Origin of the sequence: Streptomyces sp. NPDC058877, from assembly GCF_042742855.1 — a bacterium.
GTDB lineage: Bacteria > Actinomycetota > Actinomycetes > Streptomycetales > Streptomycetaceae > Streptomyces.
Genome location: NZ_JBHYMF010000045.1, coordinates 1 through 12,170, shown reverse-complemented (window position 1 = coordinate 12,170; position 12,170 = coordinate 1). Strand labels below are relative to the sequence as shown.

General features: G+C 72.8%; 13 protein-coding genes. 10 read left to right on the top strand and 3 right to left on the bottom strand.

Features of this window, described 5'->3' with window-relative positions; translation table 11 throughout:
* Positions 1-29: 29 nt before the first annotated feature.
* From ACFW2Y_RS13630 to ACFW2Y_RS13585, 10 genes are all read left to right on the top strand, one after another.
* Positions 30-617: a helix-turn-helix domain-containing protein gene (locus ACFW2Y_RS13630; RefSeq protein WP_384877430.1), complete on the top strand. Its 588-nt coding sequence runs from the start codon at positions 30-32 to the stop codon at positions 615-617.
* Positions 618-686: 69 nt separating this feature from the next.
* Complete coding sequence (locus tag ACFW2Y_RS13625) at positions 687-1,655, top strand: NADPH:quinone oxidoreductase family protein (RefSeq protein ID WP_384877428.1); 969 nt, start codon at positions 687-689, stop codon at positions 1,653-1,655.
* Positions 1,652-2,836 carry an acyl-CoA dehydrogenase family protein gene (locus ACFW2Y_RS13620; RefSeq protein ID WP_384877426.1) on the top strand — a complete coding sequence of 395 codons (1,185 nt, stop codon included), beginning with the start codon at positions 1,652-1,654 and terminating at the stop codon, positions 2,834-2,836. Before ACFW2Y_RS13625 ends, ACFW2Y_RS13620 begins: the two co-directional genes overlap by 4 nt.
* Positions 2,833-3,918, top strand: coding sequence for an acyl-CoA dehydrogenase family protein (locus ACFW2Y_RS13615; RefSeq protein WP_384877425.1), 1,086 nt, complete (start codon positions 2,833-2,835; stop codon positions 3,916-3,918). The genes ACFW2Y_RS13620 and ACFW2Y_RS13615 overlap by 4 nt, the downstream gene beginning before the upstream one ends.
* Before the next feature lie 110 nt (positions 3,919-4,028).
* Positions 4,029-5,627: an ABC transporter substrate-binding protein gene (locus tag ACFW2Y_RS13610; protein WP_384877423.1), complete on the top strand. Its 1,599-nt coding sequence runs from the start codon at positions 4,029-4,031 to the stop codon at positions 5,625-5,627.
* A complete protein-coding gene (locus ACFW2Y_RS13605; protein WP_384877421.1) occupies positions 5,624-6,616 on the top strand; it encodes an ABC transporter permease in 993 nt (330 codons plus the stop codon). The genes ACFW2Y_RS13610 and ACFW2Y_RS13605 overlap by 4 nt, the downstream gene beginning before the upstream one ends.
* Positions 6,609-7,445, top strand: a complete 837-nt coding sequence (locus tag ACFW2Y_RS13600) for an ABC transporter permease (RefSeq protein WP_384877419.1) — start codon at positions 6,609-6,611, stop codon at positions 7,443-7,445. Before ACFW2Y_RS13605 ends, ACFW2Y_RS13600 begins: the two co-directional genes overlap by 8 nt.
* A complete protein-coding gene (locus ACFW2Y_RS13595; RefSeq protein ID WP_384877417.1) occupies positions 7,442-8,437 on the top strand; it encodes an ABC transporter ATP-binding protein in 996 nt (331 codons plus the stop codon). The genes ACFW2Y_RS13600 and ACFW2Y_RS13595 overlap by 4 nt, the downstream gene beginning before the upstream one ends.
* Complete coding sequence (locus tag ACFW2Y_RS13590; protein ID WP_384877415.1) at positions 8,430-9,095, top strand: ABC transporter ATP-binding protein; 666 nt, start codon at positions 8,430-8,432, stop codon at positions 9,093-9,095. The genes ACFW2Y_RS13595 and ACFW2Y_RS13590 overlap by 8 nt, the downstream gene beginning before the upstream one ends.
* 113 nt (positions 9,096-9,208) lie before the next feature.
* Positions 9,209-9,403 carry a hypothetical protein gene (locus tag ACFW2Y_RS13585; protein WP_384877413.1) on the top strand — a complete coding sequence of 65 codons (195 nt, stop codon included), beginning with the start codon at positions 9,209-9,211 and terminating at the stop codon, positions 9,401-9,403.
* A 122-nt stretch (positions 9,404-9,525) separates the two neighbouring features.
* Here the strand turns inward: ACFW2Y_RS13585 and ACFW2Y_RS13580 are convergent, their stop codons facing one another.
* The 3 genes from ACFW2Y_RS13580 to ACFW2Y_RS13570 form a co-directional block, all read right to left on the bottom strand.
* Positions 9,526-10,326, bottom strand: coding sequence for a VOC family protein (locus tag ACFW2Y_RS13580; protein WP_384877411.1), 801 nt, complete (start codon positions 10,324-10,326; stop codon positions 9,526-9,528).
* 97 nt (positions 10,327-10,423) lie between these two features.
* Positions 10,424-10,924: an NUDIX hydrolase gene (locus ACFW2Y_RS13575; RefSeq protein WP_384877409.1), complete on the bottom strand. Its 501-nt coding sequence runs from the start codon at positions 10,922-10,924 to the stop codon at positions 10,424-10,426.
* 263 nt (positions 10,925-11,187) lie between these two features.
* Positions 11,188-12,132, bottom strand: a complete 945-nt coding sequence (locus ACFW2Y_RS13570) for a universal stress protein (protein ID WP_384877407.1) — start codon at positions 12,130-12,132, stop codon at positions 11,188-11,190.
* Positions 12,133-12,170 lie beyond the last annotated feature (38 nt).

Sequence of the window (12,170 nt, the reverse complement as noted above, 5' to 3'; positions counted from 1 at the left end):
AAACTTGCCGTTTCTGCAACACTTGATCCATGTCAGAAGACGACCGCATCGAAGCCGTGCTCACCGAGGTCGGCCCCCGTCTCCGCCGCGTCCGTCGCGACCGGGGGGTGACCCTGGCGGAGCTCTCCGCTGCCACCGGGATCTCCGTGAGCACCCTTTCCCGGCTGGAGTCGGGGCAGCGCAAACCCAGTCTCGAACTGCTCCTTCCGCTGGCCCGTGCCCATCAGGTCCCGCTCGACGAGCTCGTCGGTGCCCCGCCCGTGGGTGATCCCCGGGTCAAGGCGAAGCCGATCGTGCGCCACGGCCGGACGATGTACCCGCTGACCCGCCAGCCCGGCGGGCTCCAGGCGTACAAGGTGGTGCAGGAGAAGGCGCACGAGGCTCCGGAGCCCCGTGTGCACGAGGGGTACGAGTGGCTGTACGTGCTCTCGGGAAGGCTCCGGCTCGTGCTCGGGGAGCACGACGTCGTCCTGGGGGCCGGCGAGGCGGCCGAGTTCGACACGCGCGTCCCGCACTGGTTCGGGCCGACCGACGACGGACCGGTGGAATTCCTCAGCCTCTTCGGTCCCCAGGGGGAGCGCATGCACGTGAGGGCGCGCCCCAAGAAGTCCGGCTGAGCCGTTCCATCGAGAGCAAGCGACCGCTTAGTATGCCGCCGACCGCTCGGTACGGAGGAGGCATTCCGGATGCAGGCATGGCGTGTGTACGAGAACGGTGAACCGGGCGCGGTGATGCGCCGGGAGGAAGGGGAGCCACCCGTCCCCGGTGACGGCCAGGTCCTCCTCCGGGTCCGTGCGGCGAACGTCAACTTCCCGGACGCCCTGCTCTGTCGCGGCCACTACCAAGTGCGCCCCCCGCTGCCCTTCACCCCGGGCGTGGAGGTGTGCGCCGAGACCGAGGACGGGCGCCGGGTCGTCACCACCGCCGCCCTCCCGCACGGCGGCTTCGCCGAGTACGTCCTCGCCGACTCCGCCAGGCTCCTGCCCGCCCCGGAAGCGCTCGACGACGCCGAGGCCGCCGCGCTGCACATCGGCTACCAGACCGGTTGGTTCGGTCTGCACCGCCGTGCCGCCCTCCAAGAGGGGGAGACCCTGCTGGTGCACGCCGCGGCGGGCGGCGTCGGCAGCGCCGCCGTCCAGCTCGGCAAGGCGGCCGGCGCCACCGTCATCGGTGTCGTCGGGGGCCCGGAGAAGGCCGCGGTCGCCCGCGCCCTCGGCTGCGACGTGGTGATCGACCGCCGTTCCGAGGACGTGGTCGCCACCGTCAAGGCGGTGACCGGAGGGCGAGGAGCCGACGTCGTCTACGACCCCGTCGGCGGCGAGGCGTACCAGCAGTCCGCCAAGTGCGTCGCCTTCGAGGGGCGGATCGTGATCGTCGGCTTCGCGAGCGGAACCGTTCCCGCCCCCGCCCTCAACCACGCCCTGGTGAAGAACTACTCGATCCTCGGACTCCACTGGGGCCTGTACGCGGCCAAGGACCCGGTCTCGATCGCTCGCTGCCACGAGGTCCTCACGACCCACGCGGCCAAGGGGCTGATCAAGCCGCTGATCGGCGAACGCGTCCCCTTCGCCGGAGCGGCGGACGCCGTGCAGCGCGTGGCCGACGGCACCACCGTCGGCCGTCTCGTCGTCCTGCCGGAAGGGGGCCGGTCGTGATCGACGCAGAAGGGCTCCTCTCCCGCACGCGCGAGTTGCTCGCCGAGCACCCGCCCGCCACCACCGGCCGCACCGACTTCCTGAAGGCCCGCTTCGACGCGGGACTCGCCTGGGTGCACTACCCCGTGGGCCTCGGCGGCCTCGCCGCGCCGCGTGCGCTCCAGGCCGTCGTCGACGCCGAACTCGCCGCCGCCGGCGCTCCCGACAACGATCCCCGCCGGATCGGCATCGGTCTCGGCATGGCCGCGCCCACCCTCCTCGCATACGCCCCGGAGGAGGTCGCCGCCCGCTTCCTGCGCCCCCTCTGGGTCGGCGAAGAGGTCTGGTGTCAACTCTTCAGCGAGCCCGGTGCGGGTTCGGACCTCGCCGCCCTCGGCACCCGCGCCGTGCGCGACGACGGGGGAGACTGGGTGGTCGACGGCCAGAAGGTGTGGACCTCCAGTGCCCACCTCGCCCGCTGGGCCATCCTCATCGCCCGCACCGACCCGGACGCGCCCAAGCACCGGGGCATCACCTACTTCATCTGCGACATGACCGACCCCGGGGTGGAGGTCAGGCCGCTGCGCCAGATCACCGGAGAGGCCGAGTTCAACGAGGTCTTCCTCAGCGGCGTCCGCATCCCCGACGCCCATCGGCTCGGCGAGGTCGGGGACGGCTGGCGGGTCGCCCAGACCACCCTCATGAACGAACGGGTGTCCATCGGCGGCGCCCGCGTCCCCCGCGAGGGCGGCATGATCGGGAAGCTCGCCACGACCTGGCGCGAACGTCCCGAACTGCGCACCCACGACCTGCACCGCCGCCTCCTCGACCTCTGGGTCGATGCGGAGGTCGCCAGGCTCACCGGCGAGCGCCTCCGACAGCAGCTCGTCGCCGGACAGCCCGGCCCCGAGGGCAGCGCGATGAAGCTCGCCTTCGCCCGGCTCAACCAGGCCATCAGCGGCCTTGAGGTCGAACTACTCGGCGAAGAAGGTCTGTTGTACGGGGAGTGGGAGATGCGGCGCCCCGAACTGGTCGACTTCACCGGTCGCGACGCGGGGTACCGCTACCTGCGTTCCAAGGGCAACTCGATCGAGGGCGGGACGAGCGAGGTGCTCCTCAACATCGTCGCGGAGCGCGTGCTCGGCCTGCCCCCGGAGCCCCGCAACGACAAGGACGTCGCCTGGAAGGACCTCGCCCGATGAGCGAACAGCCGGACCTGCTCTACTCCGAGACCGAGGAAGACCTGCGGGCGGCCGTTCGGGCCCTGCTCGCCGACCGGGCCGGCCACCGGGTGCTGCTCGACCGGATCGAGACGGAGGATCCGTACGTTCCCGGTCTCTGGGGGACCCTCGCCGCGGACATGGGCGCCGCCGGACTCCTCGTCCCCGAGAAGCTCGGCGGCCAGGGCGCGAGCCACCGCGAGGCCGCCGTGGTCCTGGAGGAGCTGGGGCGCGCGGTGGTGCCGGTGCCGTACCTCACCAGCGCGGTGGTCGCCACCGAAGTGCTGCTCGGCCTCGCGGGGGAGGACGGCCCGGCGACCGAACTGCTCGCCGGACTCGCGGCCGGCCGTACGGTCGCGGTCCTCGCGGTGCCGCTGTCGACCGCGCCCGACGCACGGCCGCCGCTCACGCCCACGGTCACCGGCGTCGCCGATGCCGCCGTCGCAGACGTCCTCCTCGTCCTGCGCGCCGACGGGTTGTACGCCGTGCCGGCCGCAGCGGCGGACGTCGAACCGCTGACCCCGCTCGACCTCACCCGTCCGCTCGCCCGCGTCACCACGGCGCCCGGTAGCGGCAGCCTCCTCGCCGCTCCGGACGAGGCGCGTGCTGCGGTCCGTCGGGGACTGCTCGCGGGCGCCGGTCTCCTCGCCTCCGAGCAGCTCGGGCTCGCCGAGTGGTGTCTGCAGGAGACCGTGCGGTACACCCGTGAGCGCCACCAGTTCAATCGGCCCGTCGGTTCCTTCCAGGCGCTGAAGCACCGCATGGCCCAGCTCTGGCTGGACCTCGTGGGGGCCCGGGCGTCGGCCCGTGCCGCCGCGGCTGCGCTCGCCACCGACGGCCCGGACGCCCCGCTCCTCGTGGCGGTCGCCCAGGCCTACTGCTCCCGGGTGGCGGTCCGTGCCGCCGAAGAGTGCGTGCAGCTGCACGGCGGGATCGGCATGACCTGGGAACACGGTGCACACCTGGCACTGAAGCGGGCCAAGTCCGACCAGCTCGCGCTGGGTTCGGCAGGTCGGCACCAGGACGTGGTCGCCGCCCTCATGGACCTTCCGGCTCCCGCGTAACGGAGTGGAAGGCTCCGAGTAAGGGGCCGCCGTGCCCGTACCCCTCTCCATGCTGTTTAATTGCAAGCTGTTCGCAATAGCATTCGATCTTCAAGAGGGGTGTGGGCACGATGGTCGCCCGATCCGTTCGTCGCGCGTCCGTCGCGATGCTCACCGGGGTGCTCGCCCTCGCCGCGGCGGCCTGCACGACCCCGGGAGCCAACGCCGGCGCGTCCCGGGACACCGCGGTCGTCGGCATCGCCCACGAGCCCGAGAGCCTCAGCCCCCTCCTCGGCTACGGCAAGGACGGCAACTCCAAGATCTTCGACGGGCTCCTCGCCTTCGACGAGCACATGGAGCTGGAACCGGCCCTCGCCGTCGCGCTGCCCCGCATCAGTGACGGCGGCCTCACCTACACCTACACCCTCCGTGACGGAGTCGCCTTCAGCGACGGCGTCCCCTTCACCGCCGACGACGTCGTCTTCACGTACCGGACGATCCTCGATCCGAAGACGAACAACCCCTCCCGCTCCGAACTCGACGCCCTCCGGAGCGTCGAGGCGGTCGGCGACGACACCGTCGTCTTCCGGCTCAAGTACCCCTACGCGCCCTTCGCCGAGCGCACCGTCCACGCCATCGCCCCCGAGCACGTCGCCGCGCAACAGGACGTCAACACCGGTTCCTTCACCAGCAGGCCGATCGGCACCGGCCCCTACGTCCTCACCGGCTGGTCCCGCGGCGAGAAGCTCACCTTCACCGCCAACCCCGCGTACTGGGGCGGCGCTCCGCGGGTCAAGAAGTTCACCATGGCGATCGTCAAGGACGACGACGTCCGGGCCACCCGCCTGCGTGCCGGCGACCTCGACGGCGCCGTCCTGCCCCCCGACCTCGCCGCCGGCTTCGCGCACGACGAGACCAAGAAGACCTGGACGGCGAAGACCTTCGACTACCGCACGGTCACGCTCCCCACGCACCACCGGGTCACCGGCGACACCGCGGTCCGCCGCGCCCTCGACCTCGCCGCCGACCGGCAGGCCATGGTCGACAAGATCCTCGACGGCGCGGGGAAGCCCGCCTACGGACCCGTTCCCACCGACAGCCCCTGGTTCGCGAAGGGCACCGAACGGCGCCACGACCCCGCCGGTGCACGAAGGATCCTCGACGAGGCCGGCTGGAAGCGGGGGCCCGACGGCATCCGGGTCAGGAACGGCGTCCGTGCGGCCTTCCCCCTCTGGTACCCCTCCGGCGACAAGCTCCGCCAGGACCACGCCCTCGCCTACGCGTCCGACGCCAAGGAGATCGGCATCGACGTCACCACCCGGGCGGGCACCTGGGAGGTCATCGAGCCCCGGATGAAGACGGACGCCGTCCTCGCGGGCGGCGGCTCGCCCGGCGACCCCGACTTCGACCAGTACCTGCTCCTGAAGTCCGCCCTCGGTGGCGACGGCTTCAACAACATGGCCTGGTACGACAACGAGACCGTCGACCGGGCCCTGGAGGACGGCCGCCGCAGCAACGACCCCGGCGAGCGCCGCGCCGCCTACGACACCGTCCAGCGCGAGCTGGCGAAGGACCCCGGTTACACCTTCCTCACCCACATCGACCACCTGTACGTCCTGAACGACCGCTGGGAAGGCCTCACCACCCAGATCGAACCGCACGACCACGGCCTCGCATCCGGACCCTGGTGGAACGTCGAGACCTGGACCCCCAAGGAGGCCACCGGGTGAGCCGCCGCTTTCCCCGGAGGGCCGTGGCACGCATGGCGGGACGGCGCGCCCTGGCCGCCGTCCCCGTCCTCCTCGCCGTCACCCTCGCGGTGTTCGCCCTCGCCGCGGCCTCCCCCTTCGACCCCGTCAAGGCCTACGCCGGCACTGCCGGACTCACCGCCTCGCAGGAGAACCTCGACCAGCTCCGCGCCAACCTCGGCGTCGACCGGCCCTTCCCCGCCCGCTGGTGGGACTGGCTGACCTCGGCCCTCACCGGTGACCTCGGAGACTCCGCCGTACTGCGCCGGCCCGTCGCCGAGGTCATCGGCGAGCGTCTCGGATGGTCCGTCCTCCTCGCCGCCACCGCCTTCGCCTTCGCCCTCGTCCTCGGCACCTTCCTCGGGATCCTCGCGGGTCGGCGCCGCGGCGGCCTCCTCGACCGGGCCGTCACCCCCCTCGCGTACGCCCTGGAGGCCGCCCCCGCCTTCTGGATCGGCCTCCTCGCCATCTGGTTCTTCGCCCTGGAGCTCGGCGTCCTGCCCGCCGGCGGCCTCACCGACGCCGCGAGCGAAACCGTCACCCCCGACCAGGTCGCCCGCCACCTCGTCCTGCCCGCATCGGTCCTCGGGGCCTCCCAACTGCCCTGGTTCTTCCTGTACGTCCGCCAGGGCGTCGGCGAGGCCCTCGACGAGGACCCCGTGCGGGGCGCCCGAGCCCGCGGCCTGAGCGAGTCCACCGTGCTCACCGGCCACGCCCTCCGCTCCGGCATGCTCCCCGTGCTCACCCTCATCGGGTCCCGCGTCCCCGAGCTCATCACCGGCGCGCTCCTCGTGGAGACCGTCTTCAGCTGGCCCGGCATCGCCGCCGCGACCGTCACGGCCGCCACCTCCGTCGACTTCCCGCTGCTCGCCGCGCTCACCGCGCTCGCCACGGTCGCCGTGCTGCTCGGCAACCTCCTCTCCGACCTGCTGTACGGGCTCGCCGATCCGAGGGTGGGCTTCGATGGCTGACCCCCGCTCCCACCGCCTCCGGTTGTGGAGCTCCGCCCTCACAATCGGTGTCGTCCTCCTCGCCGTCCTCCTGGTGCCACCGCTCGCCCACCTCGACGAACAGGCCGTGGACCTCTCCCGCACACTCCTGCCCCCCTCGTGGGAGCACCCCTTCGGCACCGACGACCTCGGCCGCGACCTGTTCCTGCACTGCGTCTACGGCCTGCGGATCTCGCTCCTGGTCGGACTCGTCGCCGCCCTGGTGGCCACGGTCGTCGGCACCGCCGTCGGCGCCGCGGCAGGGGCGCTCGGCGGCTGGTGCGACCGCATCCTCATGCGCCTCGTCGACGTCTTCTCCTCCGTGCCGCACCTGCTGCTCGGCATCTTCGTCGTCGCGCTCTTCCGCCCCGGGGTCTGGCCCGTCATCGCCTCCGTCGCCGTCACCCACTGGCTCTCCACCGCCAGGATCGTCCGGTCCGAGGTCCTCTCGCTCCGCGGCCGGCCCTTCGTGGACGCCGCGGTCTCCGGCGGCGCCGGCCGGTGGCGGGTGGCGGTCCGGCACCTGTTGCCCGCCGTCCTGCCGCAGGCCGTCCTCTCCGCGGTCCTGATGGTCCCGCACGCCATGTGGCACGAGTCCGCGCTCTCCTTCCTCGGCCTCGGCCTCCCCAGCCACCGCGCCGGCCTCGGCAACCTCGTGCAGAACGCCCGTTCCTCGCTCCTTGCCGGAGCCTGGTGGCCCACCCTCTTCCCCGGCCTGCTGCTCATCGCGGCGACCCTCGCCGTCGCCGGGCTCGCAGGCGTCTGGCGCGACCGGCTGGGCCCGCGCCGTCGATCGGAGCTGATGTGGTGAAGGACGAGCACCTCCTCCGTGCGCTGGAGGCGGTGACCGCCGAGCGGGCCGAGGACGCCGTCCTCAGCGTGCGGGGCCTCACCGTCCGCTTCCGACTGCGCGGCGGCCGGACCGTCACCGCCGTCAGCGACGCCGACTTCGACCTGGCGCCGGGGGAGTGCCTCGCCCTCGTCGGCGAGTCCGGCTGCGGCAAGTCCGTCCTCGCCTCCGCCCTCCTCGGCCTGCTCCCCGGGAACGCCGAGACCTCCGGCACGGCGCACCTCGACGGCGAAGACCTGCTCGCCGCGGACGAGAGGACCCTTGCCCGCACGGTACGGGGCCGGCTCGTCGGCCTCGTACCCCAGAGCCCCGCCGCCCACCTCACGCCCGTGCGCACCGTGCGCGCACACCTGGAGGAGACCGTCCGGGCGCTCACCGCCGTCCCCCGTCGGGCACGGCGGGAGGCCGTCGAGGCAGCCGCGGAGCGGGCGGCCTTCCCGGGGGATCACCTCGACCGGTATCCGCACGAGCTCTCCGGCGGTCTCGCCCAGCGGGCCGCCACCGCCCTTGCGCTCATCGGCCGTGCCCGTCTGCTGCTCGCCGACGAACCGACCACGGGGCTCGACCGCGACCTCGTCGACCGCACCGTCGACGAACTGCGCCGGCACGCAGACGAGGGGCGCGCCCTGCTCCTCATCACCCATGACCTGGCCGCCGCCGAGCGCATCGCCGACCGCGTCGCCGTCATGTACGCGGGTCGACTCGTCGAAGTCGCCCCCGCCCACCGCTTCTTCGGCCCGACCGGACCGCGCCACCCCTACGCCCGCGGGCTCCTCGACGCCCTGCCCGAACGGGCCTTCACCCCGCTCCCCGGCCTGCCGCCGGAACTCTCCGACCTGCCCGCGGGATGTCCCTTCGCACCACGCTGTCCCTGGGTCACACCCCTCTGTGCCACCCGCCCCGAGCCCCGGGCCGGTGTGGCCTGCCACCACCCGGAGCAGCCCCGTGCTTGAACTCCAGTCCGTCACCGCCGGGTACGAGCGCAAGGTCCCCGTCTTCCGGGAGGCCTCCCTCACCATCGCCCCCGGCGAAGCCGTCGGGCTCCTCGGCCCCAGCGGTTGCGGCAAGTCCACCCTCGCCCGGGTCGCCGCCCTCCTGCACCGACCCGACGCCGGTCGGCTCCTCCTCGACGGCGTCGAGGTGCGGGCCTGGCGCCACCGCGCCCCGCGCGAGCAGCGCACGGCGGTCGGCGTCGTCTTCCAGCAGCCGCGCACGGCCGCCGATCCCCGTCTCACCCTCGCCGACCTGATCGCCGAACCGCTGCGCGCCACCGGTCGCCGTGCCGAGGCGCCGGCCCGGGTGGGGACCCTCGCGCCAGCCGTCGGCCTCACCCTCGACCTGCTCGACCGCCGACCGCACGAGGTCAGCGACGGACAACTCCAACGGGCCTGTCTGGCCCGCGCGTTGAGTCTGAGGCCGCGCTGGCTGATCTGTGACGAGATGACGGCGATGCTCGATGCCTCCACGACGGCGTCCTTGGTGGCCGCCGTCGAGGGCTACCGGGCCGACACGGGGGCCGGTCTCCTCGCCGTCGGCCACGACCGCGTCCTCCTGGAGCGCTGGTGCGACCGCACGGTGCAGTGGCGGGACTGTCTGTCCGTCGGATCCTGACCGAATCTCACCCGTATGGCCGTCGTGCCGTACGCCCGGACGGACCGCACATTCCGCCACACTATCGGCCGAACGCCGCAATTCCGGTGCGGCGACGGAGGGACGTGAGAGCAATGGCCGTTTCGATTTCTGTTGTGGTGCTCCTCTTGGTGCTGGCCGTGGTCTTCCTGCGGAGCGGCGGTCTGAAGTTCACCCACGCCCTCGTCTGCGCCCTGCTCGGCTTCTTCCTCGCCGGCACCAGCATGGCGCCCACCATCCACAACGGCGTGGCCGCCACCGCGAACGTGGTCTCCAGCCTCAATCCGTGATCGCCGCGGTCCGCCCGTGAAGGGCGGGTGGTTCCGGGGGCACTCCACGTGTGCTCGGGTCCGGCCCCGACCACCGGCACGGCGCACGCACGGGCCCGAGGAGGGGCTCCGCGTCGCACCGTTCACTCGAACTCGGGCATCTCCCCGACGGTCGTCCTGACGTCGATCACGGCGAAGGCGGCGCCCTGCGGGTCCACGATCGCCGCGAACCGGCCGAAGGGGCTGTCCATCGGGCCGAAGGCCTTCCGCCCGCCCAGGCGTCCGGCCGCCTCGACCGCCTTGTCGCAGTTGTCGACGGCGAAGTACACCTGGATGTACGGGGGGACCTCCGGCGGGAAGTCCGCCGCCGTCATGGCCATCCGTCCGAGCACCGGCTGCGGACCACCGAGGTCGAAGGCCTTGTAGTCCATCTGCTCGTCCTGCATCTTCTTGGAGCCGTAGCCGAAGACCTCGGTGAAGAACGCGTCGGTCCGGTCGGGCTCCCGGGTGAAGACGTCGGCCCAGACGAAGGAGCCGGTCTCGCCTTCCAGTTCGAAGCCCTCGTGGGTCCCCGCCTGCCAGAGGCCGAAGGAGACACCCGAGGGGTCCCGTGCGATGCACATCGAGCCGAAGTCCCCGACCTGCATCGGCTCCATCAGGACGGTGCCGCCCGCGCCGCGGACCTTCTCCGCCGTCGCCGCGACGTCGGCCGAGGCGAAGTAGAGGCACCAGGCGGACCGCGGCTCCCCGTCCTGGCCCGGCATCGGCGGAACGACGGCCGCGACCGCCTTGCCGTTCTTGTACGCCTGGGTGTAGTTGCCGAATTCCGAGGAGGACTCGCCGAAGGTCCAGCCGAGCACGTCGTCGTAGAACGTCTTGGCGCCCTCGACGTCGGTGAACATCGCGTCGGTCCAGACCGGTGTGCCTTCGGGTCGTACGGCCATGACGATGACTCCCGCTTCCGATTCGATGACGTGTTCCACTGATCACGCTAGTCACGCTCACCGGGACCCGCGCGGTGGCGCACCGGCGCCGACCCGGTCAGCCCGGAAGCCGGCCCAGCGCGTAGCGGTGGAACGGCCCGTCGGGGAGCGGGAGGTCGGGGCGCCACATCCGCAGCACCTGCGCGGACGGCAGGAACAGGGCCTCCGGCAGACGGTCCGGGGCCGTCCACTCCCAGCGCTCGATCTTGTCCGGTTCGGCCACGGCGGGGGTGCCCCGGAAGCCGTGCACGGCCGTTGCCGCGGTCATCCGGGTCAACTCCGAGGAGGTGATCGTATCCATGATCAAACCGAGCACCTCCACCTCGGCCGCGTCCGCGACGAGCGTCGTCTCCTCGGCCAGCTCGCGCACCGCTGCGGCCTCGATGGACTCGCCCGGTTCGACGCCCCCGCCGGGAAGCTCCCACACCCCCGAACGGTCCAGGCCGAGGAGGACCCGGTCGTGGGGGTCGACGACCACGACCCCCGCGCCGCGGGCGGCCCCCGGGGACGGGGGGCGGACGTTGCGGCGGGCGGTGGCGGCGTGCTCTGCGGTCGTCATGCCCCCTGTGTAGCAGGCCGCTCCGACACCCGCCCCTGACGTCCTGCGGAAAAACCGAACAAACCCTTGAAATGTGTGGAAAAGGGAGGAGACTCGTCCTTACACCGGACAACCGGAGAGAGCCGCACCCGCCGACGGAGACGTCCGAAGGCCCGCGTGACCCTGTTCTCGGCTCTGGCCAGGCCCCCGGCGGGGCCGGTCGGGCACGGAGCCGTCGGCGACGGCCGACGACCGCGCGAACCGACCCGGACCGTCGGGGACTGTCATGATCGGGACTCCCCGGGCGGTACCACCGCCACCGGACAGTGCGCGTGGTGCAGCACCGCGTGCGCCACGGAACCGATGAGCAGCGACCCCAGGTGGTGCCGGTGGTGTCGCCCCACCACCAGCAGCCCCGCATCCTGCGAGCCCGCGACGAGCCGCCCGGCCGCGTCCCCCGGCACCACCACCGGAACCAGTTCCACCCCCGGCCACCGCGCGACGAACGGCCGCAACCGTTCCTCCTGCTCCCGCTCGGCCTCCGACACCAGCGCCTTCGCGTCGTCCGCGAGGGGGAGCGGCGGGGGCACCTGGAGCGCGGGCGAGGGCGCGGCGAGCAGCGCGCCCTGCGGCGGCGGCAACCGGAACGAGGTCACGGCCTCCAGGGGCACGCCCCGGTGGTGCGCCGCCTCGAAGGCGAAGTCCACCACCCCGTCCGCGGTCTCCTCCGGATGGAGCCCGAGCAACACCCGTCCCGCCTCCGTCCCGCCCCCCAGCGAGGCGGCGCGTGCCTCGTGCGGGACGACGACCAGCGGACAAGGGGCCGTCATGGCCAAGGTGCGGCTGGTCGAGCCGAGGAGCAGGCTGCTGAAGCCCCCGTGTCCCCGGGACCCGGTCACCAGGAGCCGTGCGCCCCGCGCCGCCGCCGGAAGAGCGTCGGTCACGGCTCCGTCCAAGGAGTCGTACCGCACCGGGACCCGGTGGCCGCGTTCCTCGACGACCGTCCGCGCGGCCCGCGCGACCGTGTCGGGAAGCTCCGGCGTCGCGCCGAGGGAGGCGATCCGGGCGGCGCCGAGCTGGAGCGCCTCCGACCGGACGTGCGCCACGACCAGGGGCGCGCCCACGTCCTCCGCGGTTCCCAGAGCCCACTCCAGGGCCCGCAGGCTGTGCTCGGATCCGTCCACGCCGACGACGACCGGCGGCTCGTGCGCGGTGCTGGTCTCACTCATGGGGGAATGACTCCCGCACCCGGAAGAACGCCACGCAG

What these genes read in the sequence shown, in the direction of transcription:
- ACFW2Y_RS13630 (WP_384877430.1), top strand. Translation starts at nt 30, where the DNA reads ATGTCAGAAGACGACCGCATCGAAGCCGTGCTCACCGAGGTCGGCCCC.
- ACFW2Y_RS13625 (WP_384877428.1), top strand. Translation starts at nt 687, where the DNA reads ATGCAGGCATGGCGTGTGTACGAGAACGGTGAACCGGGCGCGGTGATG.
- ACFW2Y_RS13615 (WP_384877425.1), top strand. Translation starts at nt 2,833, where the DNA reads ATGAGCGAACAGCCGGACCTGCTCTACTCCGAGACCGAGGAAGACCTG.
- ACFW2Y_RS13610 (WP_384877423.1), top strand. Translation starts at nt 4,029, where the DNA reads ATGGTCGCCCGATCCGTTCGTCGCGCGTCCGTCGCGATGCTCACCGGG.
- ACFW2Y_RS13600 (WP_384877419.1), top strand. Translation starts at nt 6,609, where the DNA reads ATGGCTGACCCCCGCTCCCACCGCCTCCGGTTGTGGAGCTCCGCCCTC.
- ACFW2Y_RS13585 (WP_384877413.1), top strand. Translation starts at nt 9,209, where the DNA reads ATGGCCGTTTCGATTTCTGTTGTGGTGCTCCTCTTGGTGCTGGCCGTG.
- ACFW2Y_RS13580 (WP_384877411.1), bottom strand. Translation starts at nt 10,326, where the DNA reads ATGGCCGTACGACCCGAAGGCACACCGGTCTGGACCGACGCGATGTTC.
- ACFW2Y_RS13575 (WP_384877409.1), bottom strand. Translation starts at nt 10,924, where the DNA reads ATGACGACCGCAGAGCACGCCGCCACCGCCCGCCGCAACGTCCGCCCC.
- ACFW2Y_RS13570 (WP_384877407.1), bottom strand. Translation starts at nt 12,132, where the DNA reads ATGAGTGAGACCAGCACCGCGCACGAGCCGCCGGTCGTCGTCGGCGTG.